This is a genomic window from Mesorhizobium sp. URHB0026 (genome assembly GCF_054059755.1).
Genome location: NZ_JBSSCN010000001.1, coordinates 1366577 through 1384351, shown reverse-complemented (window position 1 = coordinate 1384351; position 17775 = coordinate 1366577). Strand labels below are relative to the sequence as shown.

The window sequence follows — 17775 nt, the reverse complement described above, 5'->3', positions numbered from 1 at the left end:
GGATGGCGACGGCGGCGGGATATTCCGGTACGCCCCTTGCGGCCAAGCTCGGCCTGAAGGATGGGATGATTGCCGCCTTCATCGCACTGCCGCCCGAACTCGCGGACCTCGCCGAGGCTGTCGATTTTGCCTACGTCGACCGGCTGGCCGATTGGTCCGACATTTCAGGTGCTGTGCTGAAATACGACGCCGTCCACGCCTTCACGAGACAGCGCGCCGAGATCGAGGAGCGCCTCGGCGCACTCGAGACGGCGATCAAGCGCGACGGCATGGTCTGGGTTTCCTGGCCAAAGAAGGCCTCGAAAGTGGCCACCGACGTCACCGAGGGCGTTGTCCGCGCTGAAGCGCTCAAGCTCGATCTTGTCGACGTCAAGGTCGCCGCCGTGAACGAAATCTGGTCCGGGCTGAAGCTCGTCATCCGAAAGGACCTGAGGTAATGGTCGAACTCACACTCCCAAAGAACTCGAAGGTCCAGCAGGGCAAGACCTGGCCGAAGCCGGAGGGCGCCACCAATCTCAGAGAATACCGAATCTATCGCTGGTCGCCGGACGACGACGAGAACCCGCGCATGGACACCTATTTCGTCGACATGGACGATTGCGGGCCGATGGTGCTCGACGCGCTGCTGTGGATCAAAAACAAGATCGACCCGACGCTGACCTTGCGCCGCTCCTGCCGCGAAGGCATTTGCGGTTCCTGCGCCATGAACATCGACGGTTCGAACACGCTCGCCTGCACCAAGGGCTGCGACGACATATCGGGCGCGGTCAAGATCTACCCGCTGCCGCATATGCCCGTGATCAAGGACCTGGTGCCCGATCTTACCAATTTCTACGCCCAGCACGCCTCCATCGAGCCATGGCTGAAGACGGTTTCGCCAACGCCGGCCAAGGAATGGCTGCAGAGCCACGAGGACCGCGAAAAGCTCGACGGGCTCTACGAGTGTATATTGTGCGCCTGCTGCTCGACCTCGTGCCCGAGCTATTGGTGGAACGGCGACCGCTATCTCGGCCCGGCGACGCTGCTGCAGGCCTATCGCTGGCTGATTGACAGCCGCGACGAGGCCAAGGGGGAACGGCTCGACAATCTCGAAGACCCGTTCCGGCTCTATCGCTGCCACACCATCATGAACTGCGCGCAGACCTGCCCGAAGGGGCTCAATCCCGCGAAGGCGATCGCCGAGATCAAGAAGATGATGGTGGAGAGAAGGGTTTAGTCCGGCAGCACGGAGGACGCTGTCCCGCCAAACTCGAAAGCATAGCCAATCTCATGAGCGAAGACCTTCCCATCCTCTCTCCTGCCGAAGCCCGCGTGCTCGGCTGCCTGATCGAGAAGAAAGAGCTGACGCCCGACGTCTATCCGCTGACGCTCAACGCCGCACTTGCCGCCGCCAACCAGAAGACGGCGCGTGAGCCGGTCATGGCGCTGGAACAGACGGAGGTGCATAGGGCGCTGAAACTGCTTGAGCAGAAGGGACTTGTACGGCAGATGTTCGGTTCGCGCGTGGAGCGCTACGAGCATCAGATGGCGCAGCGTTTCTCGCTGACCACGCCGCAGACCGCGTTGCTCGGTCTGCTCTTGCTGCGCGGACCTCAGACGGCACATGAGCTCCTGGCGCGCGCTGAGCGCATGGCGCGGTTTTCATCGATCGAAGACCTGCGCGGCGAACTCGACATGCTGATCGGCCGCCGGCCGCCATTGGTCCAGGAAATCCCGCGCGGGCCAGGCCAACGCGAGGACCGCTACGTGCATCTCCTCGCCGGTCCGGTGGATGTTGCCGTCCTCTCGGCTCAGCGCAGTGCGCCGGCCGCGCCTGCCTCCAATCTGGAAGCGAGGTTGGAGGCGCTGGAGCAGGAAGTCGCGGCCCTTCGCGCCCGGCTTGACGCGCTGGGCGGTTGAGGCCGCCAATCCGAGACGTCGACGGGACGGCCCCCTCTGTCCTGCCGGGCATCTCCCTCACGATGGGCCAGATTGGATGCTGCAACCGCTTCCGCCAATCTCCGATGCACAAACGCCGGCCCTGGAGCCGGCGTTTGTCACTTCAGGCCAAACCCTTCAGCCAAGCCTGGCGTCGAGCGAAACCTTGATCGCGCCGAGCGCCTGAGAGACCGGGCATTCGGCCTTGGCCTTCTCGGCCAATTCCTTGAACTTCGCCGCATCGATGCCGGGCACCTTGCCGACCAGGGTGATGGCGCTGCCGGTGATGCCGGTGCCGGGAACCAGCGTGACCACGGCCTTAGCGTCGAGTTCTTGCGCCGGCGTGCCGTTCTCGGCGAGGAAATGCGACAGCTGCATGGCGTAGCAGCCGGCATGGGCGGCCGCGATCAGTTCTTCCGGATTGGTCCCGGATTTGCCGCTTTCGTCCTCGAAGCGCGCCTTGAACGAATAGGGCGTACCCTTAAGGGTTCCGCTCTGCGTGTCGAGCGTGCCCTTGCCCTCTTTCAAATTGCCTTTCCAGACGGCGTTTGCGGTGCGGTCCATGAAGTCCTCCTGGGTTGTCGTGAACTTGTCCTGGGTGAGCCAGCGTCCGGCCAACTATAGCGCGGACGTGGGCGAAGACCACTGCGCTGTTTGGACCACGGCACGATGACGGCCTTTTCCGCCGAAAAAATACCCATGCAAAAATGTCGGCTTCCATCCGGGCCGCTCGTCCTGCGGGCGGCCACGGGATTTGTGGCCGGATGGAGGTTCACATGGACAATCTGTTTTTTGCGCTATGGAAGAGGCCAGGCCGCGGGCCTGAGCGACAGGAGGACTTCTGGCTGGACCCGCCGGCGTCCGGCCTCGGCAGGCTGCTGGCGGCCCTTGCCATCATCACGGTCGCGGAATGCCTTCTCGACCATGCGGCAACGGTCGCGGGCAAGGCTGACATGGTTGTCGCCGCAGCCTATGGTTTGTCACAAGAAGGGAGCTCGAGATGAAATATGTCTGTCTGGTCTATGGTCAGGAAAAAGACCTCCATGCGCTGACCGCCGAGGGTGCCGCCAAGCTCGATGCCGACTCGCTGGCCTATGACAGGTCATTGGGTCAACAAGGCAAGCTGATCATCGCGCAGGCACTGCAATCGGTGAAGACGTCGAAGACCGTACGGCGGCGCAAGGGCAAGCAGCTGATCACCGACGGGCCGTTCGCAGAAACGAAGGAGCAGTTGCTCGGTTTCGTCATGATCGAAGCGCAGGATCTCGACGAGGCGCTGGACATCGCCAGTGAGATTCCCCTGGCCGAAATCGGCACGATCGAGGTGCGCGCGATCTACAACGTGCCGGGGTCATAATTCCCTGTCATGCGCTCACTTGGAAACCCAGTGCGTTCTGTTGAGCGAACGTCTCGTCTTGCCGGGACTCAATTTCTTGCGTGTTGAAGCAAGCCACGAGTTCTCCTATCGTCGCCCCAAGACTTTAGGGGATTTGGACATGCCTTTCCTGATTGCTGTCCTTGGCGTGCTCGGAGCGGCGGCATTGTGGTGGTACCGGATGAAGGCGATGAACGACGCCGCGCGGGAGGTCGCCGAAGTCGTCGGGCGCGTTCAAGGCAACATCAGGCGCAAGAAGCTGCGCAAGCAGGCCGCACTCTCGCCGCTGACGGCGATCGATGATCCGGTCGTGGCGGCCGCGACGCTGATCACCGCGATCGTTTCGGAAGATGGTCCTGTTCTGCCGCGGCGCGAGGCCGTCATTCGCGAGGTGATTTCGCAGATCGCGGCCGGGCCGAAGAAGACCGACGAGGCGGTCGTCTACGCCAAGTGGGCCGCGTCGCAGATAGACGACACCACCATCGTCATCGACAAGCTGGCGCCCTTCCTGCGCGAACGCCTCGACCCGAACGAACGGGACGATCTGCTGCAAATGCTGAACCGGGTGGCTCAGGGCGGAGAGCAGAGCCTGAAGATACCCGACCAGCGCATGCTGCGACTGCGCCAGAAGCTTGGTTTTGAAGTGAACTGAGATCGCCTCGGCGATTGGCGCGAAACTCCCGCCGCATAGTCATCCCATGGCGGAGCAAGGAGCGGAGCGACGCGGCGCAGGCCACAGCCCGCGACGTTAAGTCAGCGAGACGATCAGATCGCCTCGCCCTTTAGCAACCTCGGCGTGCCGGACGACAGTCCCGATGCCTGGCGGATGAAGAACTCCTTCAGCCGTGGCATACGCTCGACGAGACCGAGACCGATGTCGCGGACGGTGCGCAGCGGGGTGATGTCGTTGGAAAACAGCCGGTTCAGCACATCGGTCGTGATGCCCATCTGCACGGTGTCGAAACGCCGCCATTGCTGGTAGCGTTCCAGCACGTCGAGCGCGCCGATGTCCTGACCTAGCCGGTCGGCCTCGACGATCACCTCGGCAAGAGCGGCCACATCCTTGAAGCCGAGATTGAGGCCCTGGCCGGCGATCGGATGGATGCCGTGGGCGGCATCGCCGGCAAGCGCTATGCGCGGTGCCACGAAGGCGCGCGCGATGGTGAGACCCAGCGGCCAGGCGCGCGGCTTGTCGGCGACGCGGATCTCTCCAAGCTTCAGCCCAAAACGCTGTTCAAGTTCGTGTTCGAAGACGAGATCGTCGCCTTCGACGAGCGTTTTCGCATCTTCCGCCCGTTCGACCCAGACGATCGACGAGCGGTTGGTGCCGTCCTCGCCGGGTGTCAGGGGCAGCGTGGCGAACGGGCCGGCGGGCAGAAAATGCTCTTCGGCGCGGCCGTTATGCGGGCGTTCATGTGCCACGGTGCAGACGATGCCGGACTGACCATATTCCCACTTGACCGTCTTAATGCCGGCCATGTCGCGCAGTTTGGAATTGACGCCATCGGCGGCAACCAGCAACCGCGTCGCCAACGTGGCGCCGTCGGCCAGATGCACCGACATGCCGGCCCCATCGGTCTCAAAACCTTGCACCGCCACGCCTTCGATGATGTCGATGCCGAGCTTTTCGGCTTTGGCCCGCAAGGCGCCGTTCAACGCCCTGTTGGTGACCATATGCGCGAAGGGCTCACCCGGCGCCACCTCGCCGCCGAAGGTCAGGAAGACCGGGCGCACCGGATCGGCGCTGCGTGAATCGGTGATGATCATCTCGGTGATCGCCTGCGCCTTCGGCGCGATCTCGGCCCAGATACCGAGCTGATCGAGCATGCGGCACGCCGCCGCGGCGATGGCGGAAGCGCGGCCATCCCTTTCCCAGGAACCGGCGGGCGCCGCGTCGACCAGCGCCACGGCGAGGCCCGGGCGGGCCTGTTTCAGCGAGACCGCGGCGGCTAGGCCGACATAGCCGGCACCGGCGACGAGGACATCGAGCCCGGATCTGGCCTTGGCGTCCGCCTTGCGTTCCATTGTCTTGGCTCCTTGCGTGCCGACGGGGCTTGCGCCCTTGCTTGCGGCCTTGACGGCTCGTTCTTCCTGTCGGAAACCGCCATAGCAATTTTGCGGCGAGGTCACAAAACATGACGGCGGCGATCGACGAGCTTCTGCGCATTCTCGACCTCGAGAGGCTGGAACACAATCTGTATCGTGGTCGCAGCCCCCAGGTGGAGTGGCAGCGCGTGTTCGGCGGCCAGACCATCGCGCAGGCGCTGGTGGCGGCGCAGCGAACGGTGGAGCCGGACCGTTTCGTGCATTCGCTGCATGGCTATTTCATGCGCCCCGGCGACATCAAGGTGCCGATCATCTACGAGGTCGATCGCATTCGCGACGGCGGTTCCTTCACCACGCGGAGGGTGCTGGCAATCCAGCACGGACAGGCGATCTTTTCGCTGGAAGCTTCGTTCCAGGTCGACGAGAAGGGGCTCGAGCACCAGTTCGCGCTACCTGACGACGTGCCGCCGCCGGAAGGGCTGAAGACGCAGCGCCAACTGCTCGAAACGGCCGACCGGGTGCCGGAGGCGGTTCGCCGTTTCTGGGCGCGCGAGCGACCGCTGGAACTGCGGCCAGTCAACCTCCAGCACTATGAAAGCCGCGACAAACTGCCCCCCCGGCAGAATGTTTGGATCCGACTTGCCGGGCCGGTTCCCGACGACCGCGCGCTGCAGTCGGTGCTGCTCGCCTACCTCTCCGACATGACGCTGCTCGACACCTCGACCTTCGCCCATGGGCGCGGTCTGTTCGATCCCGACATCCAGGCAGCCAGCCTCGACCATTCGATGTGGTTCCATCGGCCGCATTCGCTCGACGGCTGGCTTCTTTATGCGCAGGACAGTCCGTCGAGCTCGGGATCGCGCGGTTTCAGCCGCGGCACGCTGTATGCCCGCGATGGCACGCTGATCGCCTCGATGGCACAGGAAGGGTTGATCCGGCTCAAGCGTTGAGCATTCGTTGTTTTCTTTGAGCAAGATTCTTTGCGAAAGCCGATTCCATTTTCCTGATCATGCTCAAAGCCGGCAAATTAGGCAATTTCGCAAAAATGCTTAAATTTTGAGCACGTGGCGCGCCGCATACGCACACAGCTATTAATGACGGTCGCTCCATTCCTTTTGTTTACAATAGCTTAACACCCTGCTTCGGCACTTGGCACGGAGCTTGAATCCTTGGGAGCACTCTCCGGCTCTTTGGGATCGGTGAAGTCGTGCAAACGCGGGGCACCGCAACAGCAAAGGGTGAACCTTATGAAAATCGTGATGGCAATCATCAAGCCGTTCAAGCTGGACGAGGTACGCGAAGCGCTTACCGCCGTCGGCATCCAGGGCCTGACCGTCACCGAAGTCAAAGGCTACGGGCGTCAGAAGGGGCATACGGAAATCTATCGGGGGGCGGAATACGCGGTCAGCTTCCTGCCGAAGATCAAGATCGAAGTCGCGGTCGCGGCCGACATGGTCGACAAGGCCGTCGAAGCGATCACAGCCGCTGCCAAGACCGGCCAGATCGGCGACGGCAAGATCTTCGTTTTCGGCATCGACCAGGCGGTGCGCATCCGCACCGGCGAAACAGACAGCGACGCGCTCTGAGCGGCGAACACGTATTCCAATGGAGAGTTCAATGAATATTCCTTCCACCTTGAAGACGACGGGACGGGCGGCCCTTCTGGGCACGCTCGCTCTCGCAGCGCTGGGCAGCGTCGCCGCCTTCGCGCAGGAAGCCGCACCCGCTGCCGCTGCAGCCGCACCTGCTGCCGCGCCCACCCCGGTTCTCGATACCGGCAACACCGCCTGGATGCTGACCTCCACGGCGCTGGTGCTGATGATGACCATCCCGGGCCTAGCGCTGTTCTACGGCGGCATGGTGCGCAAGAAGAACGTGCTCGCCACCGTCATGCAGAGCTTCGCCATCACCTGCCTGGTGACGGTGCTATGGTTCATGTTCGGCTATTCGCTGGCATTTTCCGACGGCGGCGGCATGAATGCCTATCTCGGCGGCACCTCGAAATTCTTCCACCACGGCATCACCACCGCCAGCCTGTGGCTGCCGGGTGTGGCCAACATCCCTGAATTCGTCTTCTCGATGTTTCAGATGACCTTCGCCATCATCACGCCGGCGCTGATTGCCGGCGCCTTCGCCGAACGCTTCAAGTTCTCGGCACTGCTGATCTTCATGGCGCTGTGGCTGCTGATCGTCTACGTGCCGATCGCGCATTGGGTCTGGGGTGGTGGCTTCCTCGGTACGGCTGGCGTGCTCGACTTCGCCGGCGGCACGGTCGTCCACATCAATGCCGGTGTCGCGGGCCTCGTCTGCGCTCTGGTTCTCGGCAAGCGCGAAGGCTATGGCACCACCAACATGGCGCCGCATAACCTTGTCTATTCGGTCATTGGCGCATCGCTGCTGTGGGTCGGCTGGTTCGGCTTCAACGCCGGTTCGGAACTGGCGGCCGACGGCCTTGCCGGTGCCGCCATGCTCAACACCCAGGTTGCCACCGCCGCCGCGGCACTGGCCTGGATCTTCGCCGAATGGATCATCGCCAAGAAGCCTTCCGTGCTCGGCATCATCTCGGGCGCCGTCGCAGGCCTCGTCGCGGTGACACCGGCTTCCGGTTTCGTCAACCCGACCGGCGCCTTCATCGTCGGCATCGTCGCTGGCGTCGTCTGCTACCTCTCGGCGGTCAAGGTGAAGCACATGTTCGGCTATGACGACTCGCTCGATGCCTTCGGCGTGCATGGCGTCGGCGGCGTGGTCGGCGCTCTGCTGACCGGCGTGCTTGCCGACCCTGCGATCAACAGCCTCTCGTCGGGCGCTTCGCTCGGCAAGCAGATCTACGGTGTCGCCGTCACCATTATTTGGACGGCGGTTGCCACCTTCGTCATCCTCTACGTCGTCAAGGCGCTGGTCGGCCTGCGTCCGACGACCCAGGAAGAGGTCGAAGGCCTCGACATCTCTCAGCATGGCGAAGTGGTGCCGTAAGGCATCCTTGCCAACGGGGCCGGCGGAACCCTCCTCCCGCCGGCCCCATGTTTGCCGCGCAGTTCCGGAGGGACCGCGAATCCCTTTTTCTGGAATTGCTTTTAAAGCATCCCGTCGTGACGCTCCCGCAAGGAGTTCACGCCTTGAGGCCCGGATCGCTCCGGGCCTCTTTTTTTGCAAATTCGTTCTCGCTTCGTCCGAGTCCGCGCAATCACGTTCGCGTGAAGAAGCTTTTCGAGGAAACATCGACCGCTCTGTCGCCGAACTCAGGAGGCGATCGTCGTTTTGACGCTCTTGTTTTTGAAACAGGGAAGGAATTTTTCTCATGAACCTCAAGAATGTCTGCCTCGGGGCACTCGCACTTTCCATGGTCAGCGGCTTTGCATTTGCCGGCGCGCTGGACGAGCCGGACAACATGGCGCCGTTCTTCACCGATTCCAGCATGAAAACCATGAAGCCGATGGAGGAGTTCAAGGCAGCTTTCATGGCCATGCCGAAGGAGAAGCAGGACGCCATGATGAAGGAATGCCAGGACGCGGCGATGAGCAAGCCGCACGCCGAGTTCTGCGCCAATGTGAAAATGCTCGGCGGCAGCAAGTAGCACGCTGCCCGACCCAACGAATGGATGGCGGGCAAGGGCGCCCGCCATTTTTCATATGGTCCGGCCACTGGTAGATGTCGGTGCCAAAAAGGGCGCTCGCCCCCGGTCTTATAGTTAATGCGCCCTTAACCTTCCCACGCCTAGTCTGGCATCCGAATCTGCCGGAGTGCGTCATGCGCTCCTGCCAGGCAATCACTGACGAGGAAGAGCATGCGTTCAGGGGCTTCAGCACCGCTCGCGCTGACCGATACGGGGCACGGCATCCAGGCATTCGCGCGGCGCCAGGTCGGCCGGCTGATCGGCACTGGCCTGTTCGCGTTCACGGCCTTCGCCGTCGCCAGCCTCGCGACCTGGAACGTCGCCGATCCCAGCTTCTCGCACGCCACCGCCAACACCGTCACCAACGCCATGGGCTATGCCGGCGCGGTGTTCTCGGACCTCGCCATGCAGTTCTTCGGCCTTGCCGCGGTCGCCGCGCTGGTTCCGGCGGTGATCTGGGGATACCTCCTGTTTTCGGCGCGCGGTGTCGACCGGCTGCCCAGGCGCGGGCTGTTCTGGTTCGGTTTCGCGCTGCTGGCCGCCGCCATCGCCGGCTGCATCGTTCCGCCCAAGACCTGGCCGCTGCCCACCGGCCTCGGCGGCGTCTTCGGCGACATGGTGCTCAAGATCCCCGGTGTCCTCATCGGCGGCTATCCGAGCGGGCTGGTGGCCAGCGTGCTCGCCATAGTGCTGGCTGCGCCCGCGCTCTGGCTGTTCGCCTATGGCGCCGCGCTGCTCGGGCGCAAGAACGGCTTCGCCGTGATGGAAGAACCGGCCGCCGCGGACCCGCGCGAGGACGAGCTTCTGTTCGACAATGACGAGGACGAGGGCGACGAGGGCATACTGGCGCTGGGCGCCATCACCCATTGGTGGCTTTCATTCCGCGCGTGGATGCATCGTCGCGCGGTGCGCCGCAGGCAGGAGCACGACGAGTTCGAACCGGAGATGGAGCCGCGCGCCAGCGCCTGGCGCCGCGCCGCCGAACGCGTCGAGTCGGCCGAGTTCGCCGAGCAGCGCATGAGCCATGACGGCCGCGCCCGTGTCGAACCGGAATTCTTCGCCGCCATGGTCAACGACCGCAGCGTCTCCGTCGACCCGGACGACGACGATGTCTTCGGCCGCGACGACGTGGATATGGATTTCGATGACGAGCCCGTCGCCCAGCGGCGCGCTCAGACCAAGGTCCAGCAGTTCCGTTCCGATGCCGCCACCCGGGTGGAGGCGCCGGCGGCGAGACCCGTGCCGGGCGCGCGCGTCCAACGCGAGGCGCAAACCTCGCTGATCGGCTCCGACAGGTTCGAAATGCCGTCGCTGCATTTCCTGTCCGAACCGAAGAATGTCGCGCGCGACCCAAGTCTTTCCAAGGACGCGCTGGAACAGAATGCGCGCCTGCTCGAAGGCGTGCTGGAGGATTTCGGCGTCAAGGGCGAGATCATTGCCGTTCGCCCGGGTCCGGTCGTCACCCTTTACGAACTCGAGCCCGCGCCGGGCATCAAGTCGTCGCGGGTTATCGGCCTTTCCGACGACATCGCCCGTTCGATGAGCGCGATCGCTTGCCGCGTCGCCGTGGTGCCGGGACGCAACGCCATCGGCATCGAACTGCCCAACGCCAAGCGCGAAACGGTTTACCTCCGCGAGATCATGGCCAGCCGCGACTTCGAGACGACCAAGGCCAAGCTGGCGCTGGCGCTGGGCAAGACGATCAATGGCGAGGCCGTCATCGTCGACATCGCCAAGATGCCGCACGTGCTGGTCGCCGGCACCACCGGTTCGGGCAAGTCGGTCGCCATCAACACCATGATCCTGTCGCTGCTCTACCGGCTCACCCCGCAGGAGTGCCGGCTGATCATGATCGATCCGAAAATGCTCGAACTCTCCGTCTATGACGGCATCCCGCATCTTCTGACGCCCGTCGTGACCGACCCGAAGAAGGCGGTGGTGGCGCTGAAATGGACCGTGCGCGAAATGGAGGACCGCTACCGCAAGATGTCCAAGGTCGGCGTGCGCAACATCGACGGCTTCAACGCCCGCGTGCAGCAGGCCGAGAAGAAGGGCGAAAAGATCTCGCGCACCGTGCAGACCGGCTTCGACCGCCAGACCGGCGAGGCGATCTACGAGACCGAGGACCTTAATCTCGAGCCAATGCCCTATATCGTTGTCATCATCGACGAAATGGCCGACCTGATGATGGTCGCCGGCAAGGACATCGAAGGCGCGGTGCAGCGCCTGGCGCAGATGGCGCGTGCGGCCGGCATCCATGTCATCATGGCGACGCAACGTCCGTCGGTCGACGTCATCACCGGCACCATCAAGGCCAATTTCCCGACCCGCATCTCCTTCCAGGTGACGTCCAAGATCGACAGCCGCACTATTTTGGGCGAGCAGGGCGCCGAGCAGCTGCTCGGCATGGGCGACATGCTCTACATGGCGGGTGGCGGCCGCATCCAGCGCGTGCACGGGCCGTTCGTCTCTGACGACGAGGTCGAGAAGATCGTCGGGCACCTGAAGCTGCAGGGCGTGCCGGAATATCTCGACGCCATCACCGAGGACGACGGCGAGGACGACGACGAGCCGTCCGGCAAGGGCGGTTCGGGCGGCGGGGGGGGCGGCAATTTCGAGGATTCCGACGACCCTTATGACCAGGCGGTTTCGGTGGTGCTGCGGGACGGCAAGGCCTCGACCAGCTACATCCAGCGGCGTCTGGGCATCGGCTATAACAGAGCTGCCTCGATCATCGAGAAGATGGAAAAGGAAGGCATTGTCGGCCCGGCCAACCATGCCGGAAAACGCGAAATCCTGGTGCCGACCGAAGACGACAAGTTCTGACAGTGGAGAGTTCGCGGCAACTTTGAACCTTCTGGCGCGTTCACCGACTGAGCAGCGATCGCCTCGCCAAACTTCAGCCCAACTGGGGGTTCACGACAGCGACCAAATCAGGAACCGGACGAGAGTGACCGATATGAAAAACGATCTTTCAGCGCTCAGCGATTTTGCCCCGACACGCCGCCAATTGCTCGGCCTCGGCCTGGTGTTCGCGGGTGCCGCCGCCCTCAACGTGGTGCCCGGATTCGAGTTGCTCGCATCGGCACAAGCGGCCGTACCGGCGGCGGCACAGAAGATCGCCGACCATTTCTCGGCGGTCAAATCGATGAGCGGCGAATTCGTGCAGTTCGGTCCCAAGGGCGAGCAGACCGGCGGAAAATTCTTCCTGGAACGGCCGGGCAAGATCCGCTTCAACTACGACGGGTCTTCGAATTTCCGGGTGATTTCCGACGGCAGATCGGTTGCCATACTCAACAAGAAACTGAACACGTCGGACCTTTATCCGCTGTCGAAGACGCCGCTGAAGCTGCTGCTCGACGACCACATCGACCTCTCCGGCAACCGCGTCAAGAGCGTCAAGGAAGAAGACGACCTCACAACCATCCAGCTTTCCGACAAGTCGGTTTTCGGCAACGCGCGGATCACCATGATGTTCGACCCGAAAACCTATGATCTGCGGCAGTGGACGATCACCGACGCGCAGGGCAAGGACACGACGGTGATGATCTTCAACACCAAGGAAGGCGTCAGCTTCGCGCCCGATACCTTTGCCATCGACTATACGGCCAATCGCGAGCTGAACACCAAGACGCGGTAGGCCCGCCGATATAGCCAGGCCTGTTAGCGGAGCGGGCTGGCTTGTTTTTGCGGCGCGCGACTGGCAGTAGAATGGCGATCTCTTGCCGGACCCCCTCCGCATGCCCTTTTCGATCGCCACCTGGAATATCAACTCCGTGCGCCTGCGCATGCCGATTGTCGAACGCCTGCTCGATGAGTACGCGCCCGATGTGCTCTGCCTGCAGGAAACCAAGGTCCCGGACGAGCTGTTTCCCGAAAAAGCCTTTCGCAAGGTCGGCTATCCCTACATCGCATTCCATGGCCAGAAGGGCTATCACGGCGTGGCGACGGTGGCGCGGCGGCCGATCGAGGTGGTCGAAAAGCGCCGCTTCTGCGACATCGAGGACAGTCGCCACTTGTCGGTGACGGTACAGGCCGGAGGCAAGACCATCCTGGTGCACAATTTCTACGTGCCCGCGGGTGGCGACGAGCCGGATCCCGAGATCAACAGGAAGTTCAGGCACAAGCTCGATTTCGTCGCCGAGATGAACGCCATCCGCGCCGAACACGGCGAGGTGTCGGCGTCGGTGCTGGTCGGGGACCTCAACATCGCGCCGCTGGAGCATGATGTCTGGTCGCACAAGCAATTGCTCAACGTGGTCAGCCACACGCCGGTAGAGACCGAAAGCTTCGAGGCGATGCGGCGCGCCGGCGGCTGGGTCGACCTGATGCGGCACAACGTGCCATGGGAGCAGAAGCTCTATACCTGGTGGAGTTATCGGGCGCAGGATTGGGAGGCCTCCAACCGCGGCCGGCGGCTCGACCATGTCTGGTCGTCGGCAAACCTGGTGCCCAGTTTTGCCGGCTACGAGATCCTTAGAGCCGCCCGTGGTTGGGACCGGCCGTCGGACCATGTGCCAGTTATTGCCCGGTTCGATCTGGGTTAGGGTGTATCGATATTCGGGTGAAGCCGGCCTGCAAACGGCGGCTTCCTGAGCTTCCGGTGTTCACGTACTTCAAGGACGCTCCGCTCCGGTTCTTGGAATCCACCGTCTTCGCCCCGGCTTGACCTGAATCGCGACCCCTACGACGCCAAATGCCAGGTCAACCCGAAAAGCGTGGGGCCAATTCCTCGATGCGTCGGATCATGTCGTGAAATTCCTCGGAGATGCGCTGATGCAGTTTCACCGCTAATTCCGGATACTCCTCCAGGATGCGCCGGAACATCTTGCGGCTCAGCCTTATTACTTCCGAGTCGATTTCGGCCGAGGCGCTGGTCAGCCGGTTGGTATCGGCGATCAGCGCCAGCTCGCTGAGCATCGTGCCGGGGCCGACCTTGCCGATCGGGATGCGCTCGCCATCCTGCTCGCGATAGAGCACGATACGCCCGCTGACCACGACATAGGCCGAGTCGGCCACATCGTCCTCGCGATAAAGCTTGTGGCCGGCCTGCACCAAAGTGGCCTCGGCACCGAAGGCGAGCAGGCGCAACTGTTCCTGCGTGAAGCCCTCGAAAAGCCTCACGGCGGACAGGATGCGGATGTCGTCATCCAGCGCCATCTAGCTGTGTCCCCGAACGGTCAGTCCAATCCCTCCTCTGCGGTACGGTCCCAGAATCCCCCTTCGACAGGATCGTACCCGAAAGCGGCCCCGCCCGAACCGCTCATTTGAATGGTGAAATGTTTAAGGAACCAGCTTGTAGCCGCCGCTTTCTGTCACAAGAATTTCAGCATTGGAAGGATCGCGCTCGATCTTCTGGCGCAGACGGTAGACATGGGTTTCCAGCGTGTGCGTGGTGACGCCGGAATTGTATCCCCACACTTCCTCCAGCAGCACGTCGCGCGTCACCACCTTCTGGTCGGCGCGATAGAGATACTTGATGATCGAGGCCTCCTTTTCCGTCAGCCGCACCTTGCCGCCGCGCTGATCGATGAGCAGTTTCTGGCTGGGCTTGAAGGTGTAGGGGCCGACCGAGAAGGTCGCGTCCTCGCTCTGCTCATGCTGGCGCAGCTGTGCCCGGATGCGGGCAAGCAGCACCGCGAACCGGAACGGCTTGGTCACATAGTCGTTGGCGCCGGCCTCGAGACCCAAAATCGTGTCCGAATCGGTGTCGTGGCCGGTCAGCATGATAATGGGGGCCTTGTAGCCGCCCTTGCGCAGGATTTTCACCGCTTCTCTGCCGTCCATGTCGGGCAGGCCCACATCCATGATGAGCAGGTCGATGAGCCCGCCGCGCGCAGCGGTGACGCCTTTTGCCGCAGTCGCTTCCTGCAGCACATCGAATTCCTCGTAGAGGGACAGTTGCTCGACCAGCGTGCCGCGCAGGTCGTCATCGTCATCGACGATCAGGATGGTACGTGAGGTCATGGATCAATCCGTTGTTTTGAAAAGTGAATTCAGTTGACCGCTGCGTATTTATGCGGAAGCTGGCCGGCACAATAGCCGATCACAGTGATTTGTTCCGTGGCACGATCATACAAGAAAAAACGCGATCGCAATGCAGCCGGCGCAATTTTGGCAAAACGGCTGCGCGTGCTGACCGTGCGGGCTAGACCCGGCCATCCAAGCCAAGGCCTGCTGCAGGCCGGCAAAACGGTGTTTGCGTGCGCGCTGGGGCGCGGCGGCATCTCGGCCGGCAAGCGCGAAGGCGACGGCGCCACGCCGCTCGCCTCGATGCGCATCCTAGCGGGCTATTTCCGGGAGGATCAGTTTGCCGCCGGCCGCAGAACGCGCCTGGCGATGGCGCCGATCGGGCCGCACCTCGGCTGGTGCGAAGTGCCGGACGACCGCAACTATAACAGGCCGGTCAAGATTCCCTACGGCGCCAGCCACGAACGCATGCGGCGCGACGACCGGCTCTATGACGCCTGCCTGGTGCTCGACTGGAACATCGCGCCGCGCCGGCGCGGGCGCGGCAGCGCCATCTTCTTCCACCTGGCGCGTCCCGGCTTCACGCCGACGGAAGGCTGCGTGGCGGTAACCGCGCGCACGATGGCGCGGCTCTTGCCGCTCCTGTCGGACCGGACAGTGGTAAGGGTGGTGAGATAGGGGGAATAGGGAAGTCTTGGCGGCAGCAGACACGCTAAAGTCGCATCATCCTACTCCCATGCTCGCTTATCCCTTCCTATTCCGCTGCCAGCCGATGTCGAGAAGGCCCAACCGGCCTGTCTCGCGGTCCATGGCCCGGGCGATGTCCCTGCGGGCGGCCCCGACATCGCGCAACTGGCGATCGGAGAGGTCCTCGACGTTCTGGTGGGGAAGGTTGATCTCGTAGGGAAGGTTGATCGCGACCCTGGCCTGCCGCAGCCAGGTACGGGCAGCCGACATCCAGTCTGGCCGGGCGATGTATGCAGGGCGAAGAGCGATGTGAGACATGAGGTGATCCGTATTCTCCGGACATCAAATCCGGTTTGATGGTGTCTTTGATGCCGCAATCATGCCGTATTGAAAAACAAACGGGAAACGAGTAGTTCTTTTCTCATCGTCAAGTTTTATTTGAGGATTGAGGCTCCATGAGCCGCTTCGATCAGGTCGCACGCTGATGGCAGCGCTCTTGCCGGGAACGCGGGCGCTCAGGACGCTGGAGGCGGCGGCGCGGCACCTCAACTTCACCCGTGCCGCCGACGAGCTCGGCCTGACGCCCGCCGCGGTCAGCCACCAGATCAAGGAAATCGAGGATCAGCTCGGCATCGTGCTGTTCACCCGCACCAGCCGCACCATCCGGCTGACGGAGGCGGGCACGGTGCTTTACGAGGCGGCGACCGACACGCTCGACCTGCTTGGCCGTGCCGTGATGCGGGCGCGCAAGATGGCGCGCGGCACCGAATTTCTGAAGGTGACGCTGGACGCGCAGTTCGCGGCGAAATGGCTGATGCGGCGCGTCGAGAATTTCCGCCAGCAGCGGCCGGGCATCGAACTCAGGTTCGACATCGCCTATGGCCTGCGCGATTTCGATCTCGACGACGTCGATGTCGGCATCCGCTTCGGCGCCGGCAAATATCCGGGGCTCAGCGCGCACCGCCTGTTCGACAACATCATTATTCCGGTGTGCAGTCCGGGCCTGCTGACGTCCGGGCCGCCCCTGCGCGAGCCGCGCGACCTGTTCAACCACACGCTTGCTCATATCGAATGGGCCCGCCAGGGCGTGACATGGCCGAACTGGCGCATGTGGATGGCGGCGGCCGGCATCAACGATTTCGACGACAGCCGCACAGTCGTTTTCGGCACATCGACGGATGCGGTCCAGGCAGCGCTCGACGGCAATGCCGTCGCGCTCGCCGATTTCGCCATGGTGGCCAACGACCTGTCCGAGGGCCGGCTGGTGCGGCCCTTCGAACTCAGCATCAGGGTTGCGCCGGAATACGCCTATTTCCTGGTTTATCCCCAAGCCATGGCCGACGATCCCCGCATTGTCGCCTTCCGCGAATGGATCCTAGAGGAAGTTTCCAGGACGCGAACGGCGGACAAACTTTAGATCGTCAGGACCGGGCGTTGTGGCCGAAGATCATGCGTCGGTATTTCTTCACGTTCCATTTCAGCTTCTTGTAGAGCAGCGGCTGCATCTTGCCGGCGACGGAAGTCTGGAAAGCGCCGTTTTCGCTGCCTTGCTCGACGATTGGCCGCTCGAACCACAGCATCTCAACCCCCAGTTTCTCGTCCATCTGCTCGATCTGGTGGTCGATCACGGTGTAGATCTTGTGTTGATCGATCCAGGCACAGCGGGCTTCGGCGACCGGACGGGTGATGAGATAGGAATCCGCGCACCTGGCATGCAGCGCCGGGTAGAGCCTCTGGCCCCTGCGCAATTTCCAACTCGGCGTGTAGTAGTTGCTGCCGTTGCCGAGATAGATGACGGCCTTGCGCATCGGGCTGCCGAGTTCGGCCAGCCCTTGCCGGAATTTGGCGACGAAGTCGCGCGCGAGGAAGACGTCATCCTCGAAGACCAGGCAATAGGGCAGGTCGGTTTCGAGGAAGTCGCGCCAGATGCCGACATGCTTCAGCGCCAGCGAGACCTGCGCCGGGTGGACAAAATCGGGAGCGACCAATTCAGCACGAATCTCCGGGGTGATTTCCGCCCTGTCCCAGTCGGTGTAGAAGGTGACCGGCACGCCCCGCCGGTCGAACTCGCGCACGATGTGCCGGCGCCGTTGGTCGTAGCCCTGCTTGACGTGGCAGATCCTGGTGAACACCAGGTCGCGGGGAAATCCGGACTCGTCCGCCATCG

At 62.9% G+C, this 17775-nt stretch carries 21 protein-coding genes; 15 read left to right on the top strand and 6 right to left on the bottom strand.

The window, feature by feature from the left end; translation table 11 throughout:
• Positions 1 to 2: 2 nt before the first annotated feature.
• From ACVWWD_RS06970 to ACVWWD_RS06960, 3 genes are read left to right on the top strand one after another with little or no spacing between them, the layout of a single operon-like run.
• A complete protein-coding gene (locus tag ACVWWD_RS06970) occupies positions 3 to 437 on the top strand; it encodes a hypothetical protein (RefSeq protein WP_023771887.1) in 435 nt (144 codons plus the stop codon).
• Positions 437 to 1216, top strand: coding sequence for a succinate dehydrogenase iron-sulfur subunit (locus tag ACVWWD_RS06965; RefSeq protein WP_023771886.1), 780 nt, complete (start codon positions 437 to 439; stop codon positions 1214 to 1216). Before ACVWWD_RS06970 ends, ACVWWD_RS06965 begins: the two co-directional genes overlap by 1 nt.
• Positions 1217 to 1269: 53 nt before the next feature.
• A complete protein-coding gene (locus tag ACVWWD_RS06960) occupies positions 1270 to 1899 on the top strand; it encodes a YceH family protein (protein WP_352549701.1) in 630 nt (209 codons plus the stop codon).
• Positions 1900 to 2055: 156 nt separating this feature from the next.
• Here ACVWWD_RS06960 and ACVWWD_RS06955 read toward each other — a convergent pair whose 3' ends face one another.
• Positions 2056 to 2481 carry an OsmC family protein gene (locus ACVWWD_RS06955; protein ID WP_023771884.1) on the bottom strand — a complete coding sequence of 142 codons (426 nt, stop codon included), beginning with the start codon at positions 2479 to 2481 and terminating at the stop codon, positions 2056 to 2058.
• A 212-nt stretch (positions 2482 to 2693) separates the two neighbouring features.
• Between ACVWWD_RS06955 and ACVWWD_RS06950 the strand changes: the two genes are divergently transcribed.
• From ACVWWD_RS06950 to ACVWWD_RS06940, 3 genes are all read left to right on the top strand, one after another.
• Complete coding sequence (locus ACVWWD_RS06950; protein ID WP_023784144.1) at positions 2694 to 2921, top strand: hypothetical protein; 228 nt, start codon at positions 2694 to 2696, stop codon at positions 2919 to 2921.
• The gene (locus tag ACVWWD_RS06945; RefSeq protein WP_352549699.1) at positions 2918 to 3274 is read left to right on the top strand and encodes a YciI family protein; all 357 of its coding nucleotides are present in this window, start codon (positions 2918 to 2920) and stop codon (positions 3272 to 3274) included. The genes ACVWWD_RS06950 and ACVWWD_RS06945 overlap by 4 nt, the downstream gene beginning before the upstream one ends.
• A gap of 139 nt (positions 3275 to 3413) precedes the next feature.
• Positions 3414 to 3944 carry a hypothetical protein gene (locus ACVWWD_RS06940; protein ID WP_023784146.1) on the top strand — a complete coding sequence of 177 codons (531 nt, stop codon included), beginning with the start codon at positions 3414 to 3416 and terminating at the stop codon, positions 3942 to 3944.
• Positions 3945 to 4057: 113 nt separating this feature from the next.
• On the opposite strand, the gene ACVWWD_RS06935 is transcribed toward ACVWWD_RS06940, so the two are convergent.
• Entirely contained in the window at positions 4058 to 5317 is a 1260-nt protein-coding gene (locus tag ACVWWD_RS06935) for a ubiquinone biosynthesis hydroxylase (RefSeq protein WP_352549696.1), read from the bottom strand.
• A 110-nt stretch (positions 5318 to 5427) separates the two neighbouring features.
• Between ACVWWD_RS06935 and tesB the strand changes: the two genes are divergently transcribed.
• From tesB to ACVWWD_RS06900, 7 genes are all read left to right on the top strand, one after another.
• Positions 5428 to 6288, top strand: coding sequence for an acyl-CoA thioesterase II (gene tesB, locus ACVWWD_RS06930; protein WP_023771879.1), 861 nt, complete (start codon positions 5428 to 5430; stop codon positions 6286 to 6288).
• 297 nt (positions 6289 to 6585) lie between these two features.
• Positions 6586 to 6924, top strand: coding sequence for a P-II family nitrogen regulator (locus tag ACVWWD_RS06925; RefSeq protein WP_015315049.1), 339 nt, complete (start codon positions 6586 to 6588; stop codon positions 6922 to 6924).
• A 31-nt stretch (positions 6925 to 6955) separates the two neighbouring features.
• Positions 6956 to 8311 (top strand): ammonium transporter, encoded by a 1356-nt coding sequence (locus ACVWWD_RS06920; protein WP_457102973.1) that lies wholly within the window; start codon positions 6956 to 6958, stop codon positions 8309 to 8311.
• A gap of 325 nt (positions 8312 to 8636) precedes the next feature.
• Positions 8637 to 8912: a hypothetical protein gene (locus tag ACVWWD_RS06915; RefSeq protein ID WP_023784149.1), complete on the top strand. Its 276-nt coding sequence runs from the start codon at positions 8637 to 8639 to the stop codon at positions 8910 to 8912.
• A gap of 210 nt (positions 8913 to 9122) precedes the next feature.
• On the top strand, positions 9123 to 11777 hold the full coding sequence (locus ACVWWD_RS06910) for a DNA translocase FtsK (protein ID WP_023784150.1): 2655 nt from the start codon (positions 9123 to 9125) through the stop codon (positions 11775 to 11777).
• A 133-nt stretch (positions 11778 to 11910) separates the two neighbouring features.
• Positions 11911 to 12591: an outer-membrane lipoprotein carrier protein LolA gene (locus ACVWWD_RS06905; RefSeq protein ID WP_023771877.1), complete on the top strand. Its 681-nt coding sequence runs from the start codon at positions 11911 to 11913 to the stop codon at positions 12589 to 12591.
• A 100-nt stretch (positions 12592 to 12691) separates the two neighbouring features.
• A complete protein-coding gene (locus ACVWWD_RS06900; RefSeq protein WP_352549692.1) occupies positions 12692 to 13498 on the top strand; it encodes an exodeoxyribonuclease III in 807 nt (268 codons plus the stop codon).
• 157 nt (positions 13499 to 13655) lie between these two features.
• Here the strand turns inward: ACVWWD_RS06900 and ACVWWD_RS06895 are convergent, their stop codons facing one another.
• Entirely contained in the window at positions 13656 to 14111 is a 456-nt protein-coding gene (locus tag ACVWWD_RS06895; RefSeq protein ID WP_023771875.1) for a Crp/Fnr family transcriptional regulator, read from the bottom strand.
• 123 nt (positions 14112 to 14234) lie between these two features.
• Entirely contained in the window at positions 14235 to 14918 is a 684-nt protein-coding gene (locus ACVWWD_RS06890) for a response regulator transcription factor (RefSeq protein WP_015315056.1), read from the bottom strand.
• A 144-nt stretch (positions 14919 to 15062) separates the two neighbouring features.
• On the opposite strand from ACVWWD_RS06890, the gene ACVWWD_RS06885 reads away from it, so the two are divergent.
• Positions 15063 to 15599 (top strand): L,D-transpeptidase family protein, encoded by a 537-nt coding sequence (locus ACVWWD_RS06885; RefSeq protein WP_198019203.1) that lies wholly within the window; start codon positions 15063 to 15065, stop codon positions 15597 to 15599.
• Positions 15600 to 15665: 66 nt separating this feature from the next.
• Here ACVWWD_RS06885 and ACVWWD_RS06880 read toward each other — a convergent pair whose 3' ends face one another.
• Positions 15666 to 15926, bottom strand: coding sequence for a hypothetical protein (locus ACVWWD_RS06880; protein WP_023771873.1), 261 nt, complete (start codon positions 15924 to 15926; stop codon positions 15666 to 15668).
• Positions 15927 to 16092: 166 nt separating this feature from the next.
• Between ACVWWD_RS06880 and gcvA the strand changes: the two genes are divergently transcribed.
• Positions 16093 to 17025, top strand: a complete 933-nt coding sequence (gcvA, locus tag ACVWWD_RS06875; RefSeq protein ID WP_023771872.1) for a transcriptional regulator GcvA — start codon at positions 16093 to 16095, stop codon at positions 17023 to 17025.
• Between the two features lie 4 nt (positions 17026 to 17029).
• On the opposite strand, the gene ACVWWD_RS06870 is transcribed toward gcvA, so the two are convergent.
• Positions 17030 to 17773, bottom strand: coding sequence for a glycosyltransferase family 25 protein (locus ACVWWD_RS06870; RefSeq protein WP_352549688.1), 744 nt, complete (start codon positions 17771 to 17773; stop codon positions 17030 to 17032).
• Positions 17774 to 17775: the final 2 nt, after the last annotated feature.